We start from the raw sequence: 25,839 nt of genomic DNA on the forward strand, positions 1-25,839 counted from the left end.
GCGGCGCACTCCACCCGCGTTCCACCGTCCAGGAGTTCGGGGGAGCGCGCGAGCAGCCCGGTCACTCCGGGCCCGCCGAACCGATCAGCGCGTCGCCCATCGGGGTGCGCCGGTAGAGCACCGAACGGCCCGCGCGGGCCCGGGAGAGCAGGCCGGCGGTGCGCAGCACGGCGAGGTGGTCGGCGACGGCGCCGGGCGCCTGGTCGAGGGCGCGGGCGAGCTGGGTGGTGCTGGCGGGGGAGTCCAGCGCGGCCAGGATCCGGGCCCGGGAGCGGCCCAGCAGCGCGGCCAGCGCGCCGGGCGGGACGGGCCCGCCGGGCTCCCAGAGCGCGGAGATGCCGCGCGCCGGGTAGATCAGCGTGCACGGCCACGGCGCGTCGTGGTGCGCCGCGACGCCCGGCCAGACGAACACCGAGGGCACCAGCAGCAGCCCCTCCCCGCGCAGCGGGTAGGTGGACGCGGCGTCGAACGGCGGGATGTCGATGCCGCCGTCCCGCCAGCGGACGTTCTCGTGCAGCCCCGCCAGCGCCGCCGCCCAGCCGCGCCGGCCCAACTCGCCCGCCCGGTGCACCACGTCCCGTTCGCACAGCGCCCGCAGTTGCGGCCAGTCGCGCGCCAGCAGTTCGTGCCAGGCCCGGTCCAGCGCCTCCGCGACCAGCCGGATCGGGTCCGGCCCGGTCAGCACCGCCCGGGCCCCGGCGTCGGTCTCCGGCCGGGCGGCCAGGCACCGCGCGATCTCGGCCCGGGCCGGACCGGCCGGCGCGGCCCGGATCGCGGCCAGGTCGTCCGTCCAGGTCTGGGCCATGCCGCGCGGCGGGATCGCGATGAAGTCCGCCCCGAAGCGCGGGTTGTGCAGCGCCAGCGCCGCCCGCACCGCCGGATCCGCCCGCAGCCGCAGGAACGCCGGCCGCAGCCGCTCCCGCCACCCGGGCGGCAGCGACCGCTCCCCGCCCCGGTCCAACCGCCGCAGCAGATGGGCCAGTTCGAACGCGGGCGAGAGCGCGAACCGGCTCCGCACCAGGTCCTCGGCCGCTACCTCGTACCGCAGCATCCGCGCCCCCTCGCCCGTCCTCGCCCGTCCTCGCCCGTCCCCGCCCGCTCCCGCCGACGACCCCACGACCTTACGTCCCTGGACGAATCTCTCGCCCGCCGCCGGCCCCGGCGGGAGGCTCACCGGCATGACGACCTACCGCGAGGTCCTCGGCGACCCGCGCTTCCGGCTGCTGTTCACCACCCGCACCCTCGGCATCGTCGGGGACTCGCTGCGGATCACCACCCTGGCCGTGCTGATCTACGCGGGCACCCGCTCCGCGCTGCTGAGCGCCGTCGCCTTCGGGATCGGGTTCCTGCCGCAACTGCTCGGCTCGATGCTGCTCGGCTCGCTGACCGACCGGCTGCGCCCCCGCCCGCTGATCACCGCCGGCCACCTGCTGGACGCGGCCGCCGCCGCGCTGCTCGGACTGGTCCGGATGCCGGTCGCGGCCTGCCTGCTGCTGGTCGGCGCGGTCGCGGTCCTCACGCCGGTGTTCAACGGGGCCTCCGGCCGGCTGGTCGCGCAGACCCTGCACGGGGACGCCTACGTGCTCGGCCGGTCGCTGACCCAGCTCGCCGCGTCCGGGGCGCAACTGCTCGGCCTGGCGGGCGGCGGCGTCACCGTGGCACTGCTCGGCCCGCGCGGCGCGCTGCTGGCCGCCGCCGCGCTGCACCTCGGCAACGCGCTGGCGATCCGGCTGCGCCTGCCGGACCTCCCGCCGGCCCGGTCGGCGGGCGGCGGGTCGGTGCTCGGGCAGAGCTGGCGCGGCAACGGCGCGCTGCTGCGCCGGGTGCCGGTCCGCCGGCTGCTGCTCGCCCAGTGGCTGCCGTCCGCGGCGGTCACCGGCGCGGAGTCGCTGGTCATCGCGTACGCCGGGGCCCGGGGCTTCCCGCCGGGCGGGTACGGGTTCCTGCTGGCCTGCCTGCCGGTCGGGATGCTGGCCGGCGACCTGCTGGTCGGCCGGTTCGCCGCCCCCGCGACCCGGGAGCGGCTGGTGGCCCCGCTGGCCGCGCTGATGGGCCTGCCGCTGCTGGTGTTCGCCCTGCCCGCCCCGCTCCCGCTGTGCGCGGCCGCGCTGCTGGCGGCCGGGTTCGGCTTCGCGTACGCGCTCGGCCTGCAGCGCCCCTTCCTGGACGCCCTCCCGGCGGACGGCCGGGGTCAGGCCTTCACCCTGCTCGGCTCCGGCAGCATGACCCTCCAGGGCGTCGGCCCCGCCCTCTTCGGCGCCGCCGCCACCCTCACCGGCACCGGCCCCGCGATGGCCGCCGCCGGAGCCGCCGCCACCCTCACCGCCCTCTGGATCACCAGCTGGCACCGCCCCACCTCGCCCCCCGCCCTCCTCGAACCGGCCTGACGGCGGCCCGCCGCTCCGGCGCCTGACGGTTTGTCGGACCCGTCCGGCACACTGCCCGGATGGAGCCGACCCTGCAACTGACGATCGACTGTGCCGACCCGCAGCGGATGGTGGCCTTCTGGGCACCGGCCCTGGGGTACGTGCCCGAGCCGCCGCCCGCCGGGCACGCCACCTGGCGCGCCCACTGGACGGCGCTGGGCGTGCCCGAGGAGGAGCTGCCCCCTGGCGCGGGGGACGTGCCGGAGTCGATCGTCGACCCCGCCGGGCGCGGTCCGCGGGTGTGGTTCCAGCAGGTCCCGGAGCCGAAGACGGCCAAGAACCGCTGGCACTTCGACCTGAAGGTCGGCGGCGGGCCGGACGTTCCCCCGGGCGTCCGCGCGGAGCGGGTCAGGGCGGCGGTGGAGCGGCTGGTCGGGGCCGGCCCGAGCGTGCTGCGGGTCGTGGACGAGCCGGACGCGGGCCGCTACGCCGTCGCTATGCGTGATCCCGAGGGCAACGAGTTCGACGTGGTCTGAAACGTCCCGCGGTGATGACGTGATCCGACGACCGTTCGACTGCCCTGCCGGCGAGGGAAGTCGCGCGGCCGAGCCGGTCGGCGAGTCCGCCCGCACCGAGGCCCGCGCGGTCGACGCCCTGCGCGCCGCCCGGGGTCCGGTTCCGGCGTTCGCGGGACCCTCAGGGCTTGAGGATCAGCCGGATCGGGTCGCCCTGCTTGGTGTGCAGCCGCTCGACGGCCTCGGCGGCCTGCTCCAGCGGCAGCACGCCGCTGATCGAGCGGGAGAAGTCCAGCCGGCCGCCCGCCGCGAGGGAGATCAGCTCCGGGACGGCGGTGTCCTCCGAGCCGTAGTGGCCGAGGATCTGCTGCTGCAGGTACGAGAAGCGGATGCTGTTCGCGACCGTCAGCGGCTGGTCGGTCAGTCCGACCAGCACCAGCCGGCCGTGCGCGCCGAGCACCGTCATCGCCTGCTCGCGGACGGCGGGCACCCCGGCGAAGTCGAACGCGGCCGCCAGGCCGGTGCCGCCGGTGGCCGCGCCGATCTTCGCGGCGAGTTCGGGGTCGGCCGAGTCCAGGGCGAGGTCCGCGCCGAAGGCGAGGGCCCGCTCGCGGGCGGCGGGGGAGGGGTCGACGGCGACGATCGGGTTGGCGCCGATCACCCGCAGCAGTTGCACGCCGTGCGCGCCGAGGCCGCCGACGCCCCAGACGCCGACCGGCTCGGCCGGGCGGACGGCGCCGGTCGCGGTGACCGCGCCCCACGGGGTGGAGACCGCGTCCGGGATGATCGCCCCCTGCTCGAACGGGATCGCGTCGGGCAGCGTGAACAGCGTGTCGGTGCGGGCCAGCGCGTACTCGGCCCAGCCGCCGTCGTAGTCGACGCCGCGGGTCCAGGTGATCCCGTCGCGCTGTTCGCCGGCCTGCAGCACCACCCGGTCGCCGACCTGCCGGCGGCCGGCCTCGGGGCCGAGCTCGGCGACCGTGCCCGCGATCTCGTGGCCCAGCGTGACGCTCTCGCCGGGCAGGTACAGCGGGGTCAGCGAACCGTCGATCAGGTGGACGTCCGACAGGCAGACGCCCGCCGCCTCCACCTTCACCAGCACCTGGCCCGGGCCGGGCACCGGGCGCTCCACCTCCTCCACGCGCAGGGTGCGGGTGGGGACGTGCAGACGGACGGCACGCATGGTGGCCATGGTCGTTCCTCTCCGGTCGACGGCGGGCGGGCAGGTGGGCGGGCCGTCGTCGGCCTCATCGCCGAGCGGTCGCGACGCCCCCGGGCGGAGGGCTATCGCAAGGTGACTTGCGTTGTCGAGCGTACGTCGCGAGCCGATGCAACGCAAGGAGACCTGCGTTAGGATCGGAACGTGCCCGCAGAACCAGCCGAGGAAGCCGAACCGCAGGCCAGAGCCGCCGCACCACTCCGCCGACGCGGCGCCGCGATGCGCCGGGCCGTGCTCGACGCCACCGTCCGACTGCTCGCCGAGGGCGGCCTCGACGCCGCCAGCGTCGCCGCGGTCGCCGCCGCCGCAGGCGTCCACGAGACCTCCGTCTACCGGAACTGGGGCACCCGCGAACAGCTCCTGCGCGAAGCCCTCGCCGACTACACCGACCAGGCCATGCCGCTGCCCGACACCGGCAGCCTGCGCGAGGACCTGCGCCGGATGCTCACCGCCCTCGCCGCCTTCCTCGCCACCCCCGAGGGCCCCGCCCTGCTCCACCTGAGCATCGCCCCCGCCACCGCCGAGACCCGCAGCGGACGCGACGCCTACTGGGCCGACCGCCTCGACCGCGCCGAACGGCTCCTGCGCCGCGCCGCCGCCCGCGGCGAGGTCCGCCCCGACGCCGACCCCCGGGCCGCCGTCGAAGCCCTGATGAGCCCGCTGTTCGCCCGCCACCTGCTGCTCGGCGAACCCGTCACCCCCGCCTTCACCGACGCCCTGGTCGACCTCGTCCTGGACGGCCTCGCCCCGCGCTGACGGATTGTTAGGGTACGGCGGTGAACACGCGCGTGATCGTCCTCAACGGCGGCTCCAGCAGCGGGAAGAGCAGCCTCGCGCGGGCGCTCCAGAGCCTCCTCCTGCTGCAACCCTGGCTGACCTTCGGCATCGACGGCCTGCTCGAGGCCATGCCCCCGGCCGCCGGCGACGGCGGCCTCGGCCTCGATCTCGCCGCCGACGGCACCGTCTCGGTCGGCGACGCCTTCCGCGCCCTGGAGACCGCCTGGATGGCCGGCGTCGCCGCCACCGTCCGGGCCGGCGCACCCGTCATCGTCGACGACGTCTTCCTGTCCGGCCCCGCCTCCCAACAACGCTGGCGCGACGCCCTGCACGGCCTCGACGTGCTCTGGGTCGCCGTCCACTGCGACCCCGCCGCGGCCGCCGCCCGCGAGGCCGCCCGCCCCGACCGGATCCCCGGCATGGCCGCCGACCAGGCCGAACGCGTCCACCACGGCGTCCACTACGACCTCCGGGTCGACACCACCCGCACCCCGCCCGCCGACTGCGCCCGCGCCGTCACCGCGTTCCTGGCCGACCCCTCCTGACGGACCGTTCCCGGCGCGCCGTTCCCGACCGGCCGTTCCCGGCGCGCCGGGCCGCCGCTCAGTCGAAGCGGCGGGTCGCCGTGATGCCGCCGTCCACCGGCAGCGTCACGCCCGTCACGTACGAGGCGCGGTCGCTGAGCAGCCAGGCCGCGGCCTCCGCGACCTCCTCGTCCCGGGCCGGGCGGCCCAGCGGGGTCGAGCGGGCCACCAGGTCGGTGAAGGCCGGGCCGAGCGCGAAGAAGTCCGCGGTGCCCGGGGTGCGCACCACGCCCGGCGCCACCGCGTTGACCCGGATCCCGAGCGGCGCGTAGTCCGCCACCGCCGCCCGGACCAGACCGGTCAGCCCGTGCTTCGCGGCCTGCTGCACCCCGTCCCCGAACCCGCCGACCAGCGCCCCCACCCCCGAGTTGACCACGATCGACCCGCCCCGGCCGCCCGCCGTCAGTGCCGCCAGCTGCGCCCGCAGGCACAGCCAGGTGCCGCGCAGGTTCAGCGCGTGGACGGCGTCCCAGTCGTCCTCGGCCCGCTCGGCCAGCGGGGCGGGCGGCAGGCCGTTGCCCGCGTTGTCGAACGCCGCGTCCAGCCGGCCGTACGCCTCCAGCGCGACCTCCACCAGTCGGTCCGCGCCCGCCGCCGTGGTCAGGTCCACCGCGACCCCCACCGCCCGCGCCCCGTCCGCCCGCAACTCGGCGGCCAGCGCCTCCACTTCGCCCCCGCTCCGCGCCGCCAGCACCAGCGCCGCCCCCTCCCGGGCGAACAGCCGCGCGGCGGCCGCCCCGATGCCGCGTCCCGCGCCGGTGACGATCGTGACCTTGTCCTCAAGAAGTCCCATGTCCCCAAGGCTCACCGCTCCCACCCCGCCCCACCAGCGGCCACCCGCACCGGGGACCGCCGGTCCCGGACCCGCCAGGTCCCGGCAGCGCGCGCCGTCCCCGTCCGGGCGGTAGCCGGGACCTGCCAGGTCCTGGTTGCGGCCGGGGCGGGTGTGGGAGGGTGGCGGGCATGCCCGAGACCCCACTGGGGGCGTTCCTGCGCGCCCGCCGTGCCCGACTGGTGCCCTCCGAGGCGGGATACGCCGTCAGCGGGCGGCGGCGCACCCCCGGCCTGCGGCGGGAGGAGGTCGCGGCGCGGGCCGGGATCTCACCGGACTACTACGCCCGGCTGGAGCAGGGCCGGCAGCGGGTGCCCACCGGCCCGGTGCTGGACGGGATCGCGGACGCCCTGCACCTGGCCGACGCCGAACGGGCCTACCTGCACCGGCTGGCGGGCGGCCGGCCGCTCCGCGAACGGGAGGGCGACCGGGCGGCCCGGGCCGCCGTCTCGGCGAGCACCCTGGCGCTGCTCGACACGCTGGACGCCGCACCCGCGTTCGTCACCGGCCCGACCTTCGACCTGCTGGCCTGGAACCGGCCCGCCGCGCTGCTGATGGCCGAGCCCGCCCAGCGCCCCCCACACGAACGGAACCTGCTCTGGCAGGTGTTCTGCTGCCCGTACGGCTCCCGCGCCGCCGACAACCACGCCCCGGACCGGTCGATCGGCGCCGACCTGGTCGCCTCGCTGCGCGCCCACCACGCCGACCGCCCCGCCGACCGGGCGCTCGCCGACCTGGTCGGCCGGTTCTCCGCCGCCAGCCCGGCCTTCGCCGCGCTCTGGTCCCAGCACCGGGCCGGCCCGCCCGGCCCCGGCCGCCTGCACGTCAACCACCCCGCGCTGGACACCGAGGTCCTGGAGTACACCGTCCTCGCGCTGCCCGAACCCGGCCGCCACGTCTTCGCCTGCCTCGCCCCGCCCGGCAGCCGGGCCCGCGACGCCTTCGCCGCCAGCACGGCCACCGCCGGCCCCACCTGGTGACGCGCCGCCGGATCCGCCGACCCCCGCCGATCCGGCACCCCGCCCGGCCCGGCGCCCGCCCGCAGTAGGCTCGCGGGCACACCGACCGCCCCACCCGCCACCGGAGTCCACCGTGCCCTCCACCGCCCCCGCCCCGTCCGCTCGCACCCCGCAGGACGTGCTGGCGCGCTACCGCCGGGCCATGCTCGACCTGGACGCGGACGCCCTCGCCGACCTGTACGCGCCGGACGCCGTGCACGAGTTCCCGTTCCGCTTCCCGGGCTTCCCGCCCCGCTACGAGGGCCGGGAGGCGGTGCGCGCCGGCTACCGGGCGGCCTGGCGGGCGAGCCCGGCCCGGCCGACCGAGGTCGAGGAGCGCGCGCTGCACGTCTCGACCGACCCCGAGGTGCTGGTGGCGGAACAGGTCGTGCGGGGCGAACTCGCGGACGGCCGGGGCACCTTCGAGGTGCCGGGCCTGCTGGTGCTCCGGGTCCGGCACGGGCTGATCGTCCACGTCCGCGACTACCTGGACGCGGGCGGCCGAGCCGGCTGAACCCCGCCGCCGCCCGCACGCCCGCACGTCAGAGGCCGTCCAGCGCCCGGCCGACTGTCAGTGCGCGCCGCTAGCCTGCGGGACGCCGACATCCCGCCGACCGCCGAGGCCCTGATGACTGTTCGATTCGAAGCCGGTTGGTACAGCACCGACCTCGGTCCGCACCGCGACTGCGCCGCCACCTACGAGTGCTACCCGTACGACAGCGTGCCGCCGCTCGACCCCGCGCTGTTCACGGGGGCGTTCGACTGGCTGGGCGGCCCGAGCGGCGAGCCGTCCGGGGCGGTGGCCGAACTCGCCGGTCTGGCGCGGGCGGTGGCCGCGCTCGGGTTAGCGCTGCCGACCGACTTCCTGGCCTACCACCGCGACGCGCGGCTGTACGGGGAGCTCGACACCGTCTCGCCGACCGCCTGTTGGCAGGACTTCTCGGCGCCGCTGCCCAGCCCGGTCGAGCCCGGCGCGTACCTGCTCCGGTTCTTTCGCGACCAGCAGGACTGCGTGATCTGGTACCTGTACCTGCGGCCGGGCGCCGACGCCTTCGTGGTCCACTCCTGGCTCGACTACGAGTACGAACCCGGGCTGGTCGAGGACGGCGAGGAGCCGGATGAGGACCTGTCCGATCCGGCGGCGATCCGCTGGTGCGCGCCCTCGTTCGAGGAGTTCGCCTACCGGTACTGGGCGGAGAGCCGGATCTGCCGGGCCTACCTGGACGGCGAGCAGCCGCAGGACCCCCGACTGCTGGCCTACCTCGCGCACTACGCGTAGCAGGCCGGCCGCCGGGGGCCCGAAGCGGGGCGGGTCAGTGCGCGCCGACCGAGGTGACCTTGACGACGGCGCGGCCCTCCTCGTCCGAGCCGTAGAGGTCGACCTCGGCGGAGATGCCCCAGTCGTGGTCGCCGTTCGGGTCGTCGAAGATCTGACGGACGCGCCACAGGCCCTCGTCGTCGACCTCCTCGATCAGCAGCATCTTGGGGCCGCGGGCGTTCGGACCGGTGGAGAGGTCGTCGTACTCCTCCCAGTAGCCGTCCATCGCGTCGGCCCAGCGGTCGGCGTTCCAGCCGTCCTCGCCGTCGAGTTCGGCCAGCGCGTCGTACTGCTCCAGGGCGCACAGCTCGACCCGGCGGAACAGCTCGTTGCGGACCAGGACGCGGAAGGCCCGGGCGTTGGCGGTGACCGGGGCGGGCTTGTCCTCGATCCGGACCTCGGCGGCCTCCGGCTCGGTCGGGTTGGCGAGCGCCTCCCACTCGTCGAGCAGCGAGGAGTCGACCTGCCGGACGAGTTCGCCGAGCCAGGCGATGACGTCCTTCAGGTCGTCGGTCTTGATGTCGTCCGGGACGGTCTGCTCCAGTGCCTTGAACGCGCCCGCCAGGTAGCGCAGCACGATGCCCTCGGTGCGGGCCAGCTCGTAGAAGCCCACGTAGTCGGTGAAGGTCATCGCGCGCTCGTACAGGTCGCGCACCACGGACTTCGGCCGCAGCGGGTGGTCGCCGATCCACGGGTGCGCCCGGCGGTAGACCTCGTACGCGTGGCCGAGCTGCTCCTCGAGCGGCTTCGGGTAGGTGATCTCCTGGAGCCGGTTCATCCGCTCCTCGTACTCGATCCCGTCCCGCTTCATCTCGGCGACGGCCTCGCCGCGCGCCTTGTTCTCCTGCGAGGCGAGGATCTGCCGCGGGTCGTCGAGGGTCGCCTCGACCACCGAGACGACGTCGAGCGCGTACGAGGGCGACTCGGGGTCGAGCAGGTCGAAGGCGGCCAGCGCGAAGGTGGACAGCGGCTGGTTCAGGGCGAAGTTCTCCTGCAGGTCGAGGGTCAGGCGGACGATCCGGCCCTCGGCGTCCGGCTGGTCGAACTGCTCGACCACGCCGCCCTCCCGCAGCGAGCGGTAGATCGCGATCGCGGTGCGGATGTGGCGGCGCTGGGAGGCGCGGTCCTCGTGGTTGTCGGTGAGCAGGTGGCGCATCGCGTCGAAGGCGTTGCCCGGGCGGCCGATCACCGACAGCAGCATCGCGTGGCTGACCTTGAAGCGGGAGACCAGCGGCTCCGGGTCGGCCCCGATCAGGCGCTCGAACGTCTCCTCGGTCCAGGAGACGAAGCCGTCCGGGGCCTTCTTGCGGACCACCTTCTTGCGCTTCTTCGGGTCGTCGCCGGCCTTGGCCAGCGCCCGGTCGTTCTCCACCACGTGCTCCGGCGCCTGCGCGACGACCTGGCCGACGGTGTCGAACCCGGCCCGGCCCGCCCGGCCGGCGATCTGGTGGAACTCGCGGGCCCGCAGGATCCGCACCCGCTGCCCGTCGTACTTGGACAGCGCGGTGAACAGCACCGTGCGGATCGGCACGTTGACGCCGACGCCCAGCGTGTCGGTGCCGCAGATCACCTTCAGCAGGCCGGCCTGCGCGAGCCGCTCCACCAGGCGGCGGTACTTGGGCAGCATGCCGGCGTGGTGCACGCCGATGCCGTGCCGCACGTACCGGGACAGGTTGCGGCCGAACTTGGTGGTGAAGCGGAAGTTGCCGATCAGCGCGGCGATCGCGTCCTTCTCCTGCTTGGAGCACATGTTGATGCTCATCAGGGACTGCGCCCGCTCCACCGCCTCCTTCTGGGTGAAGTGCACGACGTACACCGGCGCCTGGCCGGTGGTCAGCAGTTCCTCCAGCGTGTCGTGCAGGTTGGTGCGCCGGTACTCGTAGAACAGCGGCACCGGGCGGGTCGCCGAGCGGACGACCGTGGTCGGGCGGCCGGTGCGCCGGGTCAGGTCCTCCTCGAAGCGGCGGACGTCGCCGAGGGTCGCCGACATCAGCAGGAACTGCACCTGCGGCAGTTCCAGGATCGGGATCTGCCAGGCCCAGCCGCGGTCCGGCTCCGCGTAGAAGTGGAACTCGTCCATCACGACCTGGCCGATGTCGGCGCGCGGACCGTCGTGCAGGGCGATCTGGGCCAGCACCTCGGCGGTGCAGCAGATGATCGGCGCGGTCGGGTTCACCGAGGCGTCGCCGGTCATCATGCCGACCTGCTCGGTGCCGAAGATCTTGCACAGGTCGAAGAACTTCTCCGACACCAGCGCCTTGATCGGCGCGGTGTAGAACGTCCGCTTGCCCTCGGCCAGCGCGGCGAAGTGCGCGCCCGCCGCGACCAGCGACTTGCCGGAGCCGGTCGGGGTCGCCAGGATCACGTTGTTCCCGGAGACCAGCTCGATCAGCGCCTCCTCCTGGGCGGGGTAGAGGCTGATGCCGCGATCCGACGCCCACTCGGCGAAGGTCTCGAACAGCGAGTCGGGCGTGGCGGGCTTCGGCATCAGGTCCAGGAGGGTCACCCCGCTATCTTGCCCGTACTCGATCACCCTGGGCAAAGCTCGGGCGCCCGCCGGTTCCGCGCGTCCCGCGCCTGACCGAACGGGTGGTTTCCCGACGCGCACGGAATATCGCACAGAGTCACGGAGAGGTATCCGCCCGACCGCCCCCGGACCGACGGGGGCGCCCGCACGGAAGGACACCCATGCGCAAGCGCATCGCGGGCCTCGGCCTGGCCGCCGCCCTGCTGGCGATCGGCGCCGGACCAGCCGCCGCCCTCGAACCGGAGACCGTCACCGCCGTCGGCTCGCCGGGCGGGGTCGAGGCGATCTGTCCGCAGGGCCTCACCCCCGCCGACGCACACGTCACCAAGGGTGACGGCTCCCCGCTCGGCCCCGACCAGCGCTGGCGGATCACCGCGATCGACGGCGGCCAGGGCGTCGCCGCCTGGATCGCCCCGTACGACGGCTCCCCGCCGCCGCCGGACAGCATCGCGCTGACCGTCAGCTGCACCTGCTGACCGCCAGCCGTACCTGCTGACCGGCGGGCCCGGGCGCCGGCCCCGCACCCCCGCCCGGGCCGGCCTCACGGGCAGGTGACCACCTGGCCGGCCCAGGACAGGCCGCCGCCGAACGCGAACAGCAGCACCCGGGCGCCCGGGCGCAGCTCGCCGCGCTCCACCAGCTTCGCCAGCGCCAGCGGCACCGACGCCGCCGAGGTGTTGCCGGAGTCCACCACGTCCCGGGCGATCACCGCGTCCTCGGACAGGCCGAGCTTCTGCACCAGCGACTCGATGATCCGCAGGTTCGCCTGGTGGGTCACCACCCCGTCCAGCTCCGCCGGGCTCAAACCGGCCGCCCGGCACGCCTGTTCGGCCAGGGCGGGCAGCTCGGTGGTGGCCCAGCGGAACACCGCCTGGCCGTCCTGCTCGAACCGCGGGTGCCACGCGTCCACCAGCCGGACCGCGCTGGAACGCGACGGGTCCGAGCCCCAGACCACCGGGCCGACCGCGCTCTCCGCGCCCCCGGTCGCCGACAGCACCGCCGCGCCCGCGCCGTCGCCGAGCAGGATGCAGCTGCGCCGGTCCGTCCAGTCCACCAGGTCGGACATCTTCTCCGCGCCGATCACCAGCGCGTGCTTCGCGGCCCCCGCCAGCAGCGAGTGGCTCGCCACCGACAGCGAGGTGCAGAAACCCGCGCAGCCGTTGTTCAGGTCGAACGCCACGGCGGACGGTATCCCCAGCCGGCCCGCGACCTGCGCGGCGATCGACGGACAGCGGTCTACCGCGCTGCAGGTCGCCACCGTGACCTGCCCGATCTCCGCCGGATCCAGCCCCGACGCCGCCAGCGCCTTCGCCGCCGCCGCGGCGGCCAGGTCCGCCACCGACTCGTCCGCCCCGGCGATCCGCCGGGTCACGATCCCGGTCCGGCGCCGGATCCACTCGTCGTTGGTGTCCACCATCGTCGCCAACTCGTCGTTGCCGAGCACCCGGCTGGGCTGGTGGTGACCGAGAGCGGCGATCCGGACTCCGGGCATGGCGTTCCCCTTACTCCACGACGGCACCCGACCGGTGCCGGGGGCGACGGCCTGGAATATAGCAACCGACCGATCGGAAGCTAAAGGCCGGGCCGCACGGTGGACGGCGGGCCGCGGGCGCCGTCCGCCTCGACCGTGAAGCGCCAGGAGCGGCCTTCGGTGGCGTGGTAGTCGACGACGGCCGGCTCGTGCGGCCAGGTGCCCGACCACGCGCAGCAGGTGAACAGGAAGTCCTCGACGCCGTCCAGCGCCACCTCCGTCGGCAGTGGCTGCGCGGTGCCCGCGGTGAGCTGGGCGTCGTAGGTGTGCATCGCGATCTCCTGGAGCTGGTGCCGGGCGACGGCGCCGCTGGTCCGCGGCGACTGCGAGGCGCCCCACCACGTCCAGCACTCGGCGTCCGGGCCTGCCTCCCGCAGGGTGTCCAGCAGCTGCTGGGTCGACGCGGCCAGCCAGGCCGCCAACGCCTCACGCTCCCGGGGCGCCCGCGCCTCGGTGCGCGCCGCCACGGCCCGGAAGGCCGTCGCCCGCTCGTCGATCAGCCGCAGCAGGTCGGGAAGCTCAAGATTCTTCTGCACCACGGCTGTCTCTCACCGCACGTCGACAGCAACGTCCTCGCCGCTCGGATCGCCGAAGAAGAACACCGGCGCGCCCGACTGCGGGAGTTCACCGACCAGGCGCTCCGTTCTCGGCCCCGGAGCCTGAACCGGCGGTCAAACTCGCCTGTCGATCGGTCAAGATCGCCTGACACAAGGTCATCGGGTGACCCGTCTCGGCGAAGTTCGACCAGCTGGACTCCGCCTCAACGTGGTTCGTCGGGCTGCGTCATGTCCTCCCACCAGCGCTGTTCCCGGGCGGTGCTGTGCGGTCCCCAGCCACGGGGGCAGCCTTCGGGCTCGCCGCCCCAGGGATCGGCTGTCGCGTCCAGGAACCCGGCGCTGTGCAGAACGGCCTCGGCGACGTACCGCGCGTGATCCTCTTCCAGGAGGTAGAAGGCGAACCTCATCGTCAGCTGCTCCTTGCCGGCCAGGCTCGCGGCCACGAGCAGGACCGAGGCAAGGGAGTCGCTCAGTTCGGAGGCGGCCGTGCCCGGCTTGGTGCTGCTCCCTGCCCGGTAGAGCTCGAGCGCCTTGGCGAAGCGGACTTCCAGGATGTCGTAGCGCTCCTGCGAGACGTGCTCGACGCATCCCCATCGCATCAGCCAGTCCCACAGCTCCTCGACCCGGAAGACCAGCCTGATGGCCGCCTCGTACTCGCTCTGGAACCAGGCGGACCTCATCAGCGGCTCGTACAGGTCCGCGCGATCCGCCGAGAGCTCAACCCGCGCATTTCTCATACCGACCATCATCCGGCCGGGTCGGCCGGCATCCACAGGAGGGTGCTCTCGTGCCTGTACTGGTCTTCGGCTGCTGTCGCGACGAGTCGCCAACGACGAGCCGGAGCTCCTCCAGCTCCTCGCCGCCCACCGAACGGACCTGGTCGCCGACCGCACCCGCACCGTCAACCGCCTCCGCGGCCTCCTGACCGACGTCTTCCCCGCGCTGGACCGGGCCCTGGACCTCACCAACGCCGGGCCGCTGACACTGCTGACCGGCTGCCGGACCCCGGCCGCCCAGCGCCGGCTGGGCGCGAAACGGCTGGAGACCTGGCCGCGGAACCGCGGCGTTCGTAGCGCCGGTCAGTCCGAGGGCAAGCGCCACACCCAGGCCGTACTCGCCTCGGCCCTCCCAGACGCGGTCGACGAGCGGCCAGTCAGGGGACGTTCCCCGTGAGGGTGACCGTTGCGAGCAGGTCGCAGCCCCAGATGCCCTGCTCGTTGCCGGGCGATGCGGCGATCACCGACTCCGCGATCCACCCCACCCCTATGAGGTCACCGGCCGGCAGGAGTTCATCCAGCAGCCGACTGATTGCCGCCTGCCCGCTCTCCTCGCCCGCCCGACAGAAGAACGTGAGCTGGCAGGCCAGGGCCGGATCCCGCCTCCCCCAACGACTCGCCCCGATCAAGGTGGACACCGCTGTTCCACGCTCCCCGGTGCCGGGGCGACGGCGCTCATTCGTGCCAGTGGCCTTGACATAAGGCATCAGGAATCGATTGAGACGGGACAAGGGCCACGACGTACCCGCCGCGGGGCGTCGTGGACCGGGTGCGTCCCGTGCGCGTGCCTGACGTCGTCGTCGGTGCCCGGGCGCCGGACGGTCAGTGGTCGGTGGCGGTAGCGGTCGCTGTCGCGGCGGTGCCGGCGAAGCGGTCGTGGCCCAGGACGGCGAGCAGGCGCAGTTTCTCCTCGCTCTCGCTGCGGGGCGCGGCGGTGAGGACCAGCAGCACCTGGGACTGGTCCTCGGTGAACAGGGCCTGGCAGTCGACCTCGATCGGCCCGACCTCGGGGTGCACCAGGGTCTTGTGGTCCTCGAAGCGCCGGGCGACCTCGTGGCGCGCCCACAGGTCGGCGAACTCGTCGCTGGCCCGGCCGAGCACCCGGACCAGTTCGGCCGCCCGGGAGTGCGGTCCGTGCACGCCGTAGGCGGCGCGCAGGCTCGCGACCTGGGCGCGGCTCTGCCGGTCGCGGTCTTCCTCGGGGTAGAGGGTGCGGGCGGCGGGGTCGGTGAACCAGCGGTGGATCCCGCTGCGGGCCAGGCCGGTCAGGTGCGAGGTGTCGCCGAACAGCGCGGCGGCCGGCCGGTTCTGCACCAGGGTCTCGCCCAGGTCGCTCAGCACCAGCGCGGGCGTGTCGGCGAGCCGGTCGAGCACCCGCAGCAGCGCGGGGGCGACGTGCGGGGAGGCGGACGGCGCGGCCGGGGCGTTGTGCCCGGCGATCCGGTACAGGTAGTCGCGCTCGTCGCCGGTCAGCCGCAGCGCCCGCGCGAGCGAGCCCAGGATGTGCGCGCTGGGCTGGGGCGCGCGCCGCTGCTCCAGCCGGGTGTAGTAGTCGGTCGACATCACGGCGAGCGAGGCGACCTCCTCGCGCCGCAGGCCCGGCGCCCGGCGGCGGGCGCCCTGCGGCAGGCCGACGTCCTCGGGCCGGAGGGCCTCGCGGTGGCGGCGCAGGAAGTCGGCGAGTGCGGTGCGGTCCATGGTTCCGATTGTGGTCCGGCCGCCGCGGCTCAGCCAGGGACCGCCGGTCCCCCGATAACGGGTCTCTGCCGCCGCCCGCCCGGGAGGGCGATATTCGGAGCCATGGACATCACCGGAAACACCGTCTTCATCCCCGGCGCCACCAGCGGCCTCGGCCTGGCGCTGGCCCTCGCCCTGCACGAGAAGGGCAACACCGTCGTGGTGGGCGGCCGGCGCGCCGACCTGCTGGAGCGGATCGCCGCCGAGCACCCCGGCATCGACACCGTGCGGATCGACGCCGCCGACCCGGCGAGCATCGAGACGGCCGCGCAGGAGGTGATCGCCCGCCACCCCGGGCTGAACGTCCTGGTCACCATGGCCGGCGTGATGATCCCCGAGGACTGGCACCGCCCCGCGTCCTTCCTGGCCGACGCCGAAGCCATGGTCACCACCAACCTGCTGGGCACGATCCGGCTGATCGCGGCCTTCCTCGAACACCTCCAGGGGCGGCCGGACGCCACCGTCATGACCGTCTCCTCCGGCCTGGCGTTCGCCCCGCTGAAGATCACGCCGACCTACAACGCGACCAAGGCCGCCGTCCACATGCTCAGCGAGTCGATCCGCCTCCAGCTCGCCGACACCTCCGTCAAGGTCGTCGAACTGGTGCCGCCGGCCGTCCGCACCGCCCTGATGCCCGGGCACGAGGAGAGCGAGGCGGCCATGCCGCTGGCGGAGTTCACCGCCGAGGTGGTCGACCTGATCGAGAACCGGCCGGACGCGAAGGAGATCCAGGTCGAACGGGTGAAGTTCCTGCGCTACGGCGAGGCCCGCGGCGACTACGACCGGGTGGTCGCCGCGCTCAACCCGGCCGGGGCGGGCGACGCGTAGCCGCCACGGCCGATCCGCCGCCCGCCCGGTTGCCAGCCCGCCTGCCGCCCGCCCGGCTGCCCGCGTCACCCGCCCGGTTGCCCGCCCGCCCGGCTGCCCGTCACCCGCCCGGCTGCCTGCCGGACCGCCGCCCATCCGTGCGGCGCGCCGGCTCCGAAACGGTCGTACGAGGACGTCCCGGAGGGCGTACTCGTACGGGACGGCCCCGGCGGCGAGGCGAGGAGGAGCACGGTGGACGCGAACGGTGCGGTGGACGTCGTGGTGGTCGGAGCCGGGGTCGCGGGCCTCGCCTGCGCGCTGGACCTCGCGGCCGCCGGGCAGCGGGTGCGGCTGCTGGAGGCGTCGGACGCGGTGGGCGGCCGGATGCGCACCGACCCGCGCGACGGCTTCCGGCTGGACCGGGGCTTCCAGGTGTTCAACACCTGCTACCCGCAGGTGCGCCGCCGACTCGACCTGCGCCCGCTGCGCCTGCGGCCGTTCACCCCGGGCTTCGTCCTGGCGGGCCGCTCCGGCCGGCGCCGGCTCGTCGACCCCACCCGTCGGCCCGGCCAGGCGGGCGACCTGCTGACCGGCCGCGCGCTGCCCGCCGGGGACGCCGCCGTGCTCGCCGCCCTGACCGCCCGGGACGCGCTGCTGCCCGCCGCGCTCCTGCGCCGGGGCCGCGACGTGCCGGCGGCGGCGGCGCTGCGCCGGGCCGGCCTCTCGCGGGCGACCCTCGACGGGGTGCTGCGCCCCTTCCTGTCCGGCGTCTTCCTGGAGGACGAGCTGGACACCTCCAGCCGGGTCCTCCACCTGTACTGGCGCAGCATGGTCCGGGGCACCCTGGCGCTGCCCGCCGCCGGGATCGGCGCGGTGCCGGCCGCCCTCGCCGCCCTGCTGCCGCCGGGGGCACTGGAGCTGGAGGCCCCGGTGGAGCGGGTGCACCAGGACGGCGTGCTGCTGGCGGACGGCCGGGAGGTCGGGGCGCGTCGCGTGGTGGTGGCCACCGAGGCGGCCGCGGCGGCCCGGCTGCTGCCCGGCCTCCCGGTCCCGCCCGGGCGCGGGGTGACCACCTTCTACCACGCGGCCGAACGCAGCCCGCTGGCCGAGCCGACGCTCCTGGTCGACGGCGACCGCGAGCTGCTGAACTCGGTGGTGCTCTCCGAGGTGGTCCCCGGCTGCGCGCCGCGCGGGCTGTCACTGGTCTCGACGTCGGTGCTCGGCACGACGGCCGAGGAGCGGCCGGTGCGGGCCCGGCTGGCGGAGCTGTACGGCTGCGACACCTCGTCCTGGGAGCCGCTGGCCGCCTACCGGATCCCCGCCGCCCTCCCCGCGATGCCCGCCCCGCACCCGCTCACCCGCACCAGCCGGTGGGCGCCCGGCCGTCACGTGTGCGGCGACCACCGGGCGACCGGATCGGTCCAGGGCGCGCTGGCGTCGGGGGCGCGGGCCGCCCGCGAGGTGCTGGCCGACCTGGCGGGCGGCCCGGGCCGCTGACCAGGGGTGCCGGCCCGGCGGGATGTGACGCGGAGCGGCCCGGCCTGGGCCGGGGTGTCGGCGGGAGAAATGGTTCTGGTACGGTCCTCCCGCCAGATCTGAACGCGTTCAATAATGGGGTGGGCGGGGTGGGGAGCTCGGAGGGGGACCGGCCGGTGCCCGGGCCGGCCCGGGGGCTGGCGGTCCTGGCGGTGCTGTCCGCGCTGTCCGGGGCGGGCTCGGTGCTGTTCTCGCCCGGCGGCTCGGCGGCCTGCGGCCCACTGCTGGTCGGCGTGCTGCTGCTGGCCCTGCCGTCGGCCGCCCGGCAGGAGAACTCCTTCCGGTTCGTCTGCCCCGTCATCGGTTGGATCGTCTTCGTCCTCTCGGTGCTCGGCACCCTGTCCGGACTGCTGGTGCTCGCCGTCCCCGCCCTCGCCCTGGTCGCGGCGGGAACCCTGGCCCGCCCCGAGCCCGGGCTTCGCCCGCTGCTGGTCGGCGTCCCGGCGGCGGTCGCCGCCCTCGGCTGGGCCGCCTTGTGCCTGGCCACCCTGCCGGTCCGGCCGAACGGCTGACCGCCCACCCCCTTCGAACGGAACGGAGTGTCCGACGTGCGAAGAGCCCTGTCCGTGACCGTCGCGCTCGGCGCCTGCCTGGTCCTGCTCCCGGCCGCCTGCGACGCCGTCGACCGGTGCTGCTTCCGCCCGCCGGTCAGCGGCCCCGGACTGACGGCCGACGAACTGGCCGGCCGCTGGGAGTCGGCCGACGGCGTCACGCTCGTCCTGCGCGCCGACGGCGGCTTCTCCACCAACGCCGCCCCGGCCGGAACGGCCCTCCGCCCGGCCCCGGAGACCCGCGACGGCCGCTGGCGGCTGGGCGACCGCGGCAACGCCCCGGACACCTCGGTCGAACTCGGCTTCTTCCGGCCCCCGGACGGATCGGACACCGCCCGGCTGGTCCTGGTCTCGGCCCGCGCGAACGGGCGGCCCGCCCTGTGCGCCTTCGCCGCCGAGATCGACGACCCCTGCGGCGGCTACCTGCTGACCAGGGCGACGGGCTCGCCCAGCCCGTCCGCCCGGCCGGGCCCGTCCGGCCGCCGCGCGTCGTAGGATTCCAGGCCAGGGGCGGGACAGCGCCCACCCGGACAGAACGGACCGACCGGACCGACCGGACCGGCGTACGCGGCCTCCGGCGGAACGGACCGCGGAGGAGGAGCGATGAGCCCGCGCAGCACCGTGGCGGAGACCCGCCGCACTCGGGCCCGGATCATCGACCGGAGCGTCGCCCTCGCCTCGGTCGACGGGCTGGAAGGGCTGACCATCGGGCGGCTGGCGAGCGACCTCGGCCTCTCCAAGGCCGGCGTGCTGGGCCACTTCGGTACCAAGGAGGCCCTGCAACTGGCCACCCTGGAACGGGCCTGCGCCCTCTTCACCGCCCTGGTCTGGGACCCGGCCGCCGCCGTCCGGCCCGGCCTGTGCCGGCTGCGGGCGGTCTGCCGGAGTTGGATCGACTACCTGGAGCACGCCCGCGAGATCTTCCCCGGCGGCTGCCTGTTCACCACCGCCGCCGTCGAGTTCGACGCCCACGACGGCCCGGTCCGCCGCAACGTCGCCCGCCTGCTGATGGTCTGGCGCCGCCGACTGGCCGGCGAGGTCCGGCTCGCCGTCGAGGCCGGCGAACTGCCCGCTGACACCGACCCCGAGCAGGTCGTCCACGAGTTGACCGGCATCTACCTCGCGCTCAACCAGGCCCTGCAACTGCTCCGCGACCCGCTCGCGGCCACCCGCACCCGCCGCGCCCTGGACCGGCTGCTGCCCGCCGCGGGCTGCTGATCCGCCCTGTGCCGCCGGCCGACCCTCAGGCGGCCGACCGTCAGGCGGGTTGGGCGGCGGGCCGGGCCCGGTCGCGGCGCCGCTCGGCGAGGCGCCCGTACAGCGCGGCGGCCCCGACGGCGGCGGACACCAGGACGACGCTGCCCGCCACGTCCAGCACGTAGTGGTTGCCGGTGGCGATCACCACCGCCGTCATCAGCACCGGGAACGCCCAGGGCAGCAGCGCCAGTCGGGGCCGGGCGGGCCGCAGCGCCGACCAGGCGGCGTACGCGCACCACAGCGCCCAGCCCACGTGCAGGCTCGGCATCGCCGAGTAGTGGTTCCCGCCGGTGCCGCCGGCCCCGCCGTCGGCGCCGGACAGGACGTCGTAGCGGGCGACCACGTCGACCGCGCCCGGCAGGGCGAAGCGCGGCGGGGACATCGGCACCGCCCAGTACACCGGCAGGATCAGCGCCGTCATCGCGAGCAGCGCCCGGCGGGCCCGGCGGTAGGCCGCGCCGTCCCGGACGAACAGCCAGACCAGCACGCCCAGCACCACCAGGTAGTAGCCGCGGTACACGTACACCGCGAGGTGGCACAGCAGCGGGTGCCCGGCCAGCCAGCCGTTCGCGGCCGGCTCGACGGCCAGGTGCAGCGCCCGCTCCGCCGACCGCAGCGAGAGCGCGTGCGCGGTCGCGGCCGCGACGTCCTTGCCCGCGGCCGCGTGCAGCCGGGTGAACAGCCACAGCCACAGCAGCAGGCCGAGCACCTCGACCAGCGCCCCGGGCCGCCCCCGGACCCCCCGCACCAGCACGCCCCGCCAGTCACGCCCGCTATGCCCGTCACGCCCGCCCGTCACGCCCGCCCCCCGGATGCCGTCACGCCGCCCACCCTAGCCCCCTCGCCGGAGCACCCTCCGGCGCACGGCGCATCCCGCCGGACCGATTTATCCCCCGGCCCCGCGTGGCACCCACCCATGCGCCGCAGAGCTCCTAGTCTCAACGGTCTACAGCGCTACGGCGCTCCTTACCGCCGGGCCTTTGCGCCTCCGAGCCGAGGAGACGGCCATGAGTCGTGTCGTCAGGGCCGCCCTGTTCCAGACCGCGTGGACGGGCGACAAGGAATCGATGCTGGACGCCGCCTAGCGGGCCGCCCGGGACGCCGCCGGCCAAGGCGCTCGCCCTCGCCGGACGGAAGGCCGACGGCTTCATCCTCCAACTCGCCGACCCCTACCTCACCGAATGGATGGTCAAGGCCGTCCGCCGGGCCGCCGAGGAAGCCGGCCGCGACCCCGCCGCCGTCACCGTCTGCGTCGCCGCCCCCGCCTACGTCGGCGACGACCTCGACCACGCCCGCGAGCAGTGCCGCTGGTTCGGTGGCATGGTCGGCAACCACGTCGCCGACCTGGTCGCCCGCTACGGCGAGCACTCCGGCCTCGTCCCCGAGGAGCTCACCGCCTACGTCAAGGACCGGCACGGCTACGACTACAGCCACCACGGCCGGGCCGGGAACCCCTCCACCGACTTCGTCCCCGACGCCGTCGTCGACCGCTTCTGCCTGCTCGGCCCCACCGCCGCCCACGTCGAGAAGCTCCGCGAACTGCGCGAACTGGGCGTCGACCAGTTCGCGCTGTACGCCATGCACGACGCCCGGGAGGCCGTCATCGACGCGTGCGGGGAGCACGTCATCCCGGCGCTGGCCTGAGCGGCCCTCCGCGCGGGCGGGTGTCAGCGCGGGAGAGGAAACCGGGGTGCGGGTGGGGGAGGGGGTCTGCGAGCATGCGGGGCATGCCGCACGATGCCGTCGCCCTGTTCGTTCCGCTGGTCGTCCGCCACACCTGCCGACTGCCCGTTCCGGCCGTTCCGGCCGCTCCGGCGGCCCCGGCCGCCCCCGACGAGGGCGGGGCGGGCGGAGTCGACGGGCAGGGGGCGGTGCTGGCGCGGCAGTTCGACGCCGCGCTGATGTCGGTCGGGTTCAAGCTGTCGGGGGAGCTGCTGGCCCGGCTGTCCGAGCTGCCGGAGGCGCCGGTGCGCGAGCTGGCGGCGGGCGGGCTGGCGGCCGTCCGGGAACTGCTCGGCGACCACGTGCGGCACAACACGTACTTCGTGGACTTCCCGCGGAACGTGCCCGACACCGAGGAGTTCTGGGGCCGACTGCTGGCCGAGCTGATCGGGGCCGAGGAAGAGGATGAGGGGGAGCAGGAAGAGGCGGCGGAGCCGTTCGACCGGTTCGGCGGGCTCGACCTGCTGGCCCTGCCCGGCTACGGGCGCTACCGGCACGGGTACGAGGAACTGCTGGCCGCGCACGAGGAGTTGATCGCCGGAGCGGGCGACCGGGTCACCGTGCTGCACCTCGGCGGCGCCCCCGAGCGGGAGGCCGAGACGCTCTACCTGGCGCTGGCCGGCAGCACCACCCCGCTCGGCGCGGACGCGCTGCGCGACCTGGCCGCCCTCGCCCGGCACTGCGCGGACGGCCCGCAGCCCGCCGGGATACCCGTCCGGGAGAACCGTGCCGTGGTCAACGCCGCCCGCCTGAAGGCCGGTTCGGGCCTGCTGCCGGTGGACACCGTCACCGACGTGCTGCGCGCCGCCTGCGCGCTGGCCGACGGCGACGCCACACTCGCCACGCCGACCCGGTTCGGCCCGCTGCCGCGCCCGGTGCGCCGCGCCCTGCTCGCCGCCCTCGACGCCGTGGTGGCCGCCGCGCCCGGCAAGCTCGCCGACGTGCTCCGCCACCGCGAGCGGTTCAAGCGGCTCGGCGAACGCCTGCACCCGCACGAGTACCCGAAGTGGCCGCACGCCGCCCAGGTGTTCGCCGTCGCCCGCGGCGAGCAGCGGGCCCAGGGCGTGGACGGCCGGGTCGAGGAACTCCTCGCCGCCGGCGAACCCGGCGCCGCCGCCGAACTGCTGGCCGCCGCCGCGCCCGGCAAGCTGCTGCGCGCCCTGGACCGCCTGCTGCGCACGGCCCGCACCGAACCCGAGCGGGCCGCCGTCACCGCCGCCGCCGAACGCGCCCTGCCCGCCGCTTCCGGCCGGCTGCTGCTCTCGCTGCGCGAACACCTGGACAACCGGCGCTCGGACGAGGCGGAAGCGCCGGACGGGGCCGGCGCACCCGGCACCGGGCGGCGGGTCTTCGTCAACCGGGACGCCCGCAGCCACGTCACCGCCGACCTCCGCCCGCCGCTGCCCGCCACCGCCCGGGCCCGCCTCGTCGCCGCGCTGGACGCCGAGACCGCCCGCCGACTGCCCGTCGACCCGCCGCGCCTGCTGGTCGACCCCGAACTCCTCGACGTCGCCCTCCCGCTCAGCGGCAACGCGAGCGCGGCCGGCCTCGGCGTGCTGCCGCGCGGCTCGCTCCAGCCGGTCCGGGGCGAACTGCTGCGCTTCTTCGTCTACTGGAAGCAGCGCGAGCGGGCCACCGACTTCGACCTGTCCGCGCTGATGCTGGACGAGTCGTACGACAACCCGACCTGGCTGTCCTACACCGAGCTCAGCTCCGTCGCCGGCGAGCACTCCGGCGACGTCATCGAAGCGCCCGAGGGCGCCTCGGAGTTCATCAACCTGCGGCTGGCGAAGGTGCCCGGCGCGTTCATCGTGCCGCAGGTCAACGTGTACAGGGGCGAGGGCTTCGCGGAGGTCGAGGAGTCGTTCTTCGGCTGGATGCTGCGCGAGGACGAGCAGCGGGGCCGCCCGTTCGAGCCGCGCACCGTCCGGATGAAGTCCGACCTGCGCGGCGCCGGACGGGTCGCGCTGCCGCTGGTCTTCGAACGGCGGGCGGACGGCGAGTGGTACGCCCGCTGGCTGCACGTGTACCTGCGCGGCGAGCCGGTCGGCAACCGCGTCGAGGGCAACCGGGTCACCGTCGCCGACCTGCTCCGGGCCGGCACCGAGCCCACGTACCTGACGGTCCGCCACCTGGTCGGCCTGATGGTCGCGAACGGCGCCGAACTGCTCCCCTGGGACGGCCCCGCGCCGGACGGCCCGGTCACCTACCTCGGCCTGGACCACCCCGAGGGCCTGCCGGAGGGTTCGCGGGTGATCACACCCGGGAACCTGCGCGAGCTGATCCCGGCCTGAGCGGCCGACGCCCGCCCGCTTGGCGCCCGGCGCCCAGCGCTCGGCGGTTGCCGGGCCGGTGCTATAACGTGTGCGCTGGCGAGGCCATGAGCGGGCCTCCTTCTCCACCGTCTGCAAAACGCGGCCCGCTCGCCTTCCTCGCCGTCGACCCGGAGCCGGGGCACCCTGCGACGGGGTGCCCCGGCTCCGTGCGTCGGGGCGGGGAGGGGTGGGGCGGGGCCGGGAATTCGGGCGACCGGACCGTGGGCGCGCTGCTAACGTGTGGGCCAGGCGAGGCCATGGACGGGCTTCCTTCTCCCACCGTTTGCTTCTGGCGAATTTGATGACAGCCCGTTCGCTCTCCTCGCCCAGGACTTCGCAGACCCTGAGCCGCACGGCTCAGGACCGTTCGGCGAGGCCCGCCACCGGCGCAATGCCGTCCTGCGCGGACGGGCCGTCGACGACTACGCGTTCACCGACGGGAGCTGCGGCCCGACCGTGCTCGGGCCCGACCAGGAGCCGCCGGGTTCACCCCGATCGCGCTGTCCGGCGTCCGGTCCGAGAAGCCGTCGGGGCTGCGGGAAGGCGAACCGTCCGTCCGGTGAGCGGCGCCGTCCGTCGTGCCGCGGTCCGTACCTGCCGGCCGGCCGTTACGGTGGCACCGCTCGTACGACAAACACTTCGCGTGCTGTCGGTGGCGGCTGTGAGAATGCCGGCATGGCGGAGACGATCACCTATCTGCGGGGCGACGCCACCGCGCCGCAGGGCAAGGGCGCGCGGATCATCGCGCACGTGTGCAACGACCTCGGCGGCTGGGGCAAGGGCTTCGTGCTCGCGCTCTCCCGCCGCTGGCCCGAACCGGAGGCCGCGTTCCGTCGCTGGCACCGCGAGCGGGCCGGCAACGACTTCGGCCTCGGCGCGCTGCAACTCGTCCAGGTCGGCCCGCAGCTGTGGGTGGCCAACATGGTCGGCCAGCGCGGCATCCGCACCGGCCGCTCCACCGGCGTCCCCGTCCGCTACGAGGCGATCGACGCCGCGCTCGCCAGGCTCGCCCCCGAGGCGCGGCGGCTCGGTGCGTCCGTGCACATGCCGCGGATCGGCTGCGGCCTGGCCGGCGGCAGGTGGGAACGGGTCGAACCGCTGATCGCCGAACGCCTCACCGCGCGGGGCGTCCCGGTGACGGTCTACGACCACTGAGCGTCCGGCCGCCCTCCCGTTACGGTCGCCGGCCCGTACGGTCCTCGGGCGGATCCGCGGCCCCTTACGATGCCGGGTATGACCGAAGACCCCGGTGACCTGGACGGACTGGTCCGCAAGCGGATCCGCGCGCTGCGGGTCGCCCAGGGCTGGTCGCTGGAGGAGCTGGCGGCCCGCGCCAACCTCAGCCAGTCCTCGCTGAGCCGGATCGAGAACGGGCAGCGCCGCCTCGCCCTCGACCAGCTCGTCACCCTGGCCAATGCCCTGGACACCACGCTCGACCAACTCGTCGAGACCGCCGCCGAGGACGTGGTGATCAGCCCGACCGTCGACGGCCCGCACGGCATCATGCGCTGGCCGGTCAAGGGCGACCCCGGCATCAGCGTGGTCCGCCAGCGGATGACCGAACCGCCGCCCGACAACCCCGCCCGGATGCGCGCCCACCCCGGCCGGGAGTGGCTGGTCGTGCTCTCCGGCACCGCGATCCTGATGCTCGGCCACCGCCGGATCCGCCTCGCCACCCACCAGGCCGCCGAGTTCCCGACGATGATGCCGCACGCGATCGGCGCCGAGGGCGGCCCGTGCGAGGTCCTCGGCATCTTCGACCGCGACGCCCGCCGCGGCCACCAGCCCGACCCCGGCCCGCGCGACTGCTGAGGCCCGCGCGACTGTTGACGGCCGAGGGCGCGGTCGCGGCTTGCGCCTGCCGCATGCCGGAGCACCACTCTCTTGCGTGTTCCGGGAGGGTGCGTGCCCCAC

At 75.3% G+C, this 25,839-nt stretch carries 25 protein-coding genes and 3 pseudogenes; 18 read left to right on the plus strand and 10 right to left on the minus strand.

What is annotated here, in order from left to right:
- Nucleotides 1–61 precede the first annotated feature (61 nt).
- A complete protein-coding gene (locus KSE_RS35270; protein WP_014140179.1) occupies nucleotides 62–1,051 on the minus strand; it encodes a DUF5937 family protein in 990 nt (329 codons plus the stop codon).
- Nucleotides 1,052–1,178: 127 nt separating this feature from the next.
- On the opposite strand from KSE_RS35270, the gene KSE_RS35275 reads away from it, so the two are divergent.
- Complete coding sequence (locus KSE_RS35275; protein WP_014140180.1) at nucleotides 1,179–2,387, plus strand: MFS transporter; 1,209 nt, start codon at nucleotides 1,179–1,181, stop codon at nucleotides 2,385–2,387.
- A 59-nt stretch (nucleotides 2,388–2,446) separates the two neighbouring features.
- The gene (locus KSE_RS35280) at nucleotides 2,447–2,902 is read left to right on the plus strand and encodes a VOC family protein (RefSeq protein WP_014140181.1); all 456 of its coding nucleotides are present in this window, start codon (nucleotides 2,447–2,449) and stop codon (nucleotides 2,900–2,902) included.
- A gap of 160 nt (nucleotides 2,903–3,062) precedes the next feature.
- On the opposite strand, the gene KSE_RS35285 is transcribed toward KSE_RS35280, so the two are convergent.
- On the minus strand, nucleotides 3,063–4,073 hold the full coding sequence (locus KSE_RS35285; RefSeq protein ID WP_014140182.1) for a zinc-binding dehydrogenase: 1,011 nt from the start codon (nucleotides 4,071–4,073) through the stop codon (nucleotides 3,063–3,065).
- 246 nt (nucleotides 4,074–4,319) lie between these two features.
- On the opposite strand from KSE_RS35285, the gene KSE_RS35290 reads away from it, so the two are divergent.
- Both KSE_RS35290 and KSE_RS35295 read left to right on the plus strand, forming a co-directional pair.
- Nucleotides 4,320–4,856 carry a TetR-like C-terminal domain-containing protein gene (locus KSE_RS35290; protein WP_014140183.1) on the plus strand — a complete coding sequence of 179 codons (537 nt, stop codon included), beginning with the start codon at nucleotides 4,320–4,322 and terminating at the stop codon, nucleotides 4,854–4,856.
- A gap of 20 nt (nucleotides 4,857–4,876) precedes the next feature.
- Nucleotides 4,877–5,422 carry a chloramphenicol phosphotransferase CPT family protein gene (locus KSE_RS35295; RefSeq protein WP_014140184.1) on the plus strand — a complete coding sequence of 182 codons (546 nt, stop codon included), beginning with the start codon at nucleotides 4,877–4,879 and terminating at the stop codon, nucleotides 5,420–5,422.
- A 58-nt stretch (nucleotides 5,423–5,480) separates the two neighbouring features.
- On the opposite strand, the gene KSE_RS35300 is transcribed toward KSE_RS35295, so the two are convergent.
- A complete protein-coding gene (locus KSE_RS35300) occupies nucleotides 5,481–6,254 on the minus strand; it encodes an SDR family NAD(P)-dependent oxidoreductase (protein WP_033257888.1) in 774 nt (257 codons plus the stop codon).
- Nucleotides 6,255–6,424: 170 nt separating this feature from the next.
- Here KSE_RS35300 and KSE_RS35305 point away from each other — a divergent pair, with 170 nt between their 5' ends.
- The 3 genes from KSE_RS35305 (at nucleotide 6,425) to KSE_RS35315 (ending at nucleotide 8,570) form a co-directional block, all read left to right on the plus strand.
- Nucleotides 6,425–7,273, plus strand: coding sequence for a helix-turn-helix transcriptional regulator (locus KSE_RS35305; protein ID WP_014140186.1), 849 nt, complete (start codon nucleotides 6,425–6,427; stop codon nucleotides 7,271–7,273).
- A 112-nt stretch (nucleotides 7,274–7,385) separates the two neighbouring features.
- Nucleotides 7,386–7,805, plus strand: a complete 420-nt coding sequence (locus KSE_RS35310) for a nuclear transport factor 2 family protein (protein ID WP_014140187.1) — start codon at nucleotides 7,386–7,388, stop codon at nucleotides 7,803–7,805.
- A gap of 60 nt (nucleotides 7,806–7,865) precedes the next feature.
- Entirely contained in the window at nucleotides 7,866–8,570 is a 705-nt protein-coding gene (locus KSE_RS35315; RefSeq protein ID WP_014140188.1) for a hypothetical protein, read from the plus strand.
- Nucleotides 8,571–8,604: 34 nt separating this feature from the next.
- Here the strand turns inward: KSE_RS35315 and KSE_RS35320 are convergent, their stop codons facing one another.
- Nucleotides 8,605–11,097 carry a DEAD/DEAH box helicase gene (locus tag KSE_RS35320; protein WP_081539941.1) on the minus strand — a complete coding sequence of 831 codons (2,493 nt, stop codon included), beginning with the start codon at nucleotides 11,095–11,097 and terminating at the stop codon, nucleotides 8,605–8,607.
- 200 nt (nucleotides 11,098–11,297) lie between these two features.
- Between KSE_RS35320 and KSE_RS35325 the strand changes: the two genes are divergently transcribed.
- On the plus strand, nucleotides 11,298–11,612 hold the full coding sequence (locus KSE_RS35325) for a hypothetical protein (RefSeq protein ID WP_014140190.1): 315 nt from the start codon (nucleotides 11,298–11,300) through the stop codon (nucleotides 11,610–11,612).
- Between the two features lie 65 nt (nucleotides 11,613–11,677).
- Here KSE_RS35325 and KSE_RS35330 read toward each other — a convergent pair whose 3' ends face one another.
- The 3 genes and pseudogenes from KSE_RS35330 to KSE_RS35340 form a co-directional block, all read right to left on the minus strand.
- Entirely contained in the window at nucleotides 11,678–12,628 is a 951-nt protein-coding gene (locus KSE_RS35330) for a beta-ketoacyl-ACP synthase III (protein ID WP_014140191.1), read from the minus strand.
- Nucleotides 12,629–12,741: 113 nt separating this feature from the next.
- A pseudogene (locus tag KSE_RS35335) lies at nucleotides 12,742–13,203 on the minus strand (maleylpyruvate isomerase N-terminal domain-containing protein); the annotation flags it as partial.
- Between the two features lie 224 nt (nucleotides 13,204–13,427).
- Nucleotides 13,428–13,961: a hypothetical protein gene (locus KSE_RS35340; RefSeq protein WP_157850041.1), complete on the minus strand. Its 534-nt coding sequence runs from the start codon at nucleotides 13,959–13,961 to the stop codon at nucleotides 13,428–13,430.
- 109 nt (nucleotides 13,962–14,070) lie between these two features.
- Between KSE_RS35340 and KSE_RS45350 the strand changes: the two are divergent.
- Nucleotides 14,071–14,301 (plus strand): annotated as a pseudogene (locus tag KSE_RS45350) (IS110 family transposase); the annotation flags it as partial.
- 76 nt (nucleotides 14,302–14,377) lie between these two features.
- Here KSE_RS45350 and KSE_RS35345 read toward each other — a convergent pair.
- Together KSE_RS35345 and KSE_RS35350 are read right to left on the minus strand one after the other, a co-directional pair.
- Nucleotides 14,378–14,638, minus strand: a complete 261-nt coding sequence (locus tag KSE_RS35345; RefSeq protein WP_033257886.1) for a hypothetical protein — start codon at nucleotides 14,636–14,638, stop codon at nucleotides 14,378–14,380.
- Between the two features lie 184 nt (nucleotides 14,639–14,822).
- Complete coding sequence (locus KSE_RS35350; protein WP_014140196.1) at nucleotides 14,823–15,698, minus strand: helix-turn-helix transcriptional regulator; 876 nt, start codon at nucleotides 15,696–15,698, stop codon at nucleotides 14,823–14,825.
- A 102-nt stretch (nucleotides 15,699–15,800) separates the two neighbouring features.
- On the opposite strand from KSE_RS35350, the gene KSE_RS35355 reads away from it, so the two are divergent.
- The 5 genes from KSE_RS35355 (at nucleotide 15,801) to KSE_RS35375 (ending at nucleotide 19,849) form a co-directional block, all read left to right on the plus strand.
- A complete protein-coding gene (locus KSE_RS35355) occupies nucleotides 15,801–16,565 on the plus strand; it encodes an SDR family oxidoreductase (protein ID WP_014140197.1) in 765 nt (254 codons plus the stop codon).
- A 231-nt stretch (nucleotides 16,566–16,796) separates the two neighbouring features.
- Complete coding sequence (locus KSE_RS35360) at nucleotides 16,797–18,041, plus strand: FAD-dependent oxidoreductase (RefSeq protein WP_014140198.1); 1,245 nt, start codon at nucleotides 16,797–16,799, stop codon at nucleotides 18,039–18,041.
- 128 nt (nucleotides 18,042–18,169) lie between these two features.
- On the plus strand, nucleotides 18,170–18,592 hold the full coding sequence (locus KSE_RS35365) for a hypothetical protein (RefSeq protein WP_014140199.1): 423 nt from the start codon (nucleotides 18,170–18,172) through the stop codon (nucleotides 18,590–18,592).
- 54 nt (nucleotides 18,593–18,646) lie between these two features.
- Nucleotides 18,647–19,126, plus strand: a complete 480-nt coding sequence (locus KSE_RS35370) for a hypothetical protein (protein ID WP_014140200.1) — start codon at nucleotides 18,647–18,649, stop codon at nucleotides 19,124–19,126.
- A gap of 108 nt (nucleotides 19,127–19,234) precedes the next feature.
- The gene (locus tag KSE_RS35375; RefSeq protein WP_014140201.1) at nucleotides 19,235–19,849 is read left to right on the plus strand and encodes a TetR/AcrR family transcriptional regulator; all 615 of its coding nucleotides are present in this window, start codon (nucleotides 19,235–19,237) and stop codon (nucleotides 19,847–19,849) included.
- A gap of 40 nt (nucleotides 19,850–19,889) precedes the next feature.
- Here KSE_RS35375 and KSE_RS35380 read toward each other — a convergent pair whose 3' ends face one another.
- Nucleotides 19,890–20,642 carry a phosphatase PAP2 family protein gene (locus tag KSE_RS35380; RefSeq protein ID WP_014140202.1) on the minus strand — a complete coding sequence of 251 codons (753 nt, stop codon included), beginning with the start codon at nucleotides 20,640–20,642 and terminating at the stop codon, nucleotides 19,890–19,892.
- Between the two features lie 368 nt (nucleotides 20,643–21,010).
- Here KSE_RS35380 and KSE_RS35385 point away from each other — a divergent pair.
- The 4 genes and pseudogenes from KSE_RS35385 to KSE_RS35400 all read left to right on the plus strand — a co-directional run.
- Nucleotides 21,011–21,532 (plus strand): annotated as a pseudogene (locus KSE_RS35385) (TIGR03842 family LLM class F420-dependent oxidoreductase); the annotation flags it as partial.
- 83 nt (nucleotides 21,533–21,615) lie between these two features.
- The gene (locus tag KSE_RS35390; RefSeq protein WP_014140204.1) at nucleotides 21,616–23,904 is read left to right on the plus strand and encodes a TerD family protein; all 2,289 of its coding nucleotides are present in this window, start codon (nucleotides 21,616–21,618) and stop codon (nucleotides 23,902–23,904) included.
- 696 nt (nucleotides 23,905–24,600) lie between these two features.
- Nucleotides 24,601–25,080, plus strand: coding sequence for a macro domain-containing protein (locus KSE_RS35395; RefSeq protein WP_014140205.1), 480 nt, complete (start codon nucleotides 24,601–24,603; stop codon nucleotides 25,078–25,080).
- A gap of 78 nt (nucleotides 25,081–25,158) precedes the next feature.
- Nucleotides 25,159–25,737: a helix-turn-helix domain-containing protein gene (locus tag KSE_RS35400; RefSeq protein WP_014140206.1), complete on the plus strand. Its 579-nt coding sequence runs from the start codon at nucleotides 25,159–25,161 to the stop codon at nucleotides 25,735–25,737.
- Nucleotides 25,738–25,839 lie beyond the last annotated feature (102 nt).

The sequence above is a fragment of the Kitasatospora setae KM-6054 genome, assembly GCF_000269985.1.
Lineage (GTDB): Bacteria > Actinomycetota > Actinomycetes > Streptomycetales > Streptomycetaceae > Kitasatospora > Kitasatospora setae.

Bases quoted from the DNA above. Each gene is read 5' to 3' on its own strand.
- KSE_RS35390 (WP_014140204.1), top strand. From the start codon at position 21,616: ATGCCGCACGATGCCGTCGCCCTGTTCGTTCCGCTGGTCGTCCGCCAC.
- KSE_RS35290 (WP_014140183.1), top strand. From the start codon at position 4,320: ATGCGCCGGGCCGTGCTCGACGCCACCGTCCGACTGCTCGCCGAGGGC.
- KSE_RS35395 (WP_014140205.1), top strand. From the start codon at position 24,601: ATGGCGGAGACGATCACCTATCTGCGGGGCGACGCCACCGCGCCGCAG.
- KSE_RS35270 (WP_014140179.1), bottom strand. From the start codon at position 1,051: ATGCTGCGGTACGAGGTAGCGGCCGAGGACCTGGTGCGGAGCCGGTTC.
- KSE_RS35355 (WP_014140197.1), top strand. From the start codon at position 15,801: ATGGACATCACCGGAAACACCGTCTTCATCCCCGGCGCCACCAGCGGC.
- KSE_RS35330 (WP_014140191.1), bottom strand. From the start codon at position 12,628: ATGCCCGGAGTCCGGATCGCCGCTCTCGGTCACCACCAGCCCAGCCGG.
- KSE_RS35280 (WP_014140181.1), top strand. From the start codon at position 2,447: ATGGAGCCGACCCTGCAACTGACGATCGACTGTGCCGACCCGCAGCGG.
- KSE_RS35285 (WP_014140182.1), bottom strand. From the start codon at position 4,073: ATGGCCACCATGCGTGCCGTCCGTCTGCACGTCCCCACCCGCACCCTG.
- KSE_RS35350 (WP_014140196.1), bottom strand. From the start codon at position 15,698: ATGGACCGCACCGCACTCGCCGACTTCCTGCGCCGCCACCGCGAGGCC.
- KSE_RS35305 (WP_014140186.1), top strand. From the start codon at position 6,425: ATGCCCGAGACCCCACTGGGGGCGTTCCTGCGCGCCCGCCGTGCCCGA.
- KSE_RS35300 (WP_033257888.1), bottom strand. From the start codon at position 6,254: ATGGGACTTCTTGAGGACAAGGTCACGATCGTCACCGGCGCGGGACGC.
- KSE_RS35275 (WP_014140180.1), top strand. From the start codon at position 1,179: ATGACGACCTACCGCGAGGTCCTCGGCGACCCGCGCTTCCGGCTGCTG.
- KSE_RS35375 (WP_014140201.1), top strand. From the start codon at position 19,235: ATGAGCCCGCGCAGCACCGTGGCGGAGACCCGCCGCACTCGGGCCCGG.
- KSE_RS35400 (WP_014140206.1), top strand. From the start codon at position 25,159: ATGACCGAAGACCCCGGTGACCTGGACGGACTGGTCCGCAAGCGGATC.
- KSE_RS35340 (WP_157850041.1), bottom strand. From the start codon at position 13,961: ATGAGAAATGCGCGGGTTGAGCTCTCGGCGGATCGCGCGGACCTGTAC.
- KSE_RS35320 (WP_081539941.1), bottom strand. From the start codon at position 11,097: ATGCCGAAGCCCGCCACGCCCGACTCGCTGTTCGAGACCTTCGCCGAG.
- KSE_RS35325 (WP_014140190.1), top strand. From the start codon at position 11,298: ATGCGCAAGCGCATCGCGGGCCTCGGCCTGGCCGCCGCCCTGCTGGCG.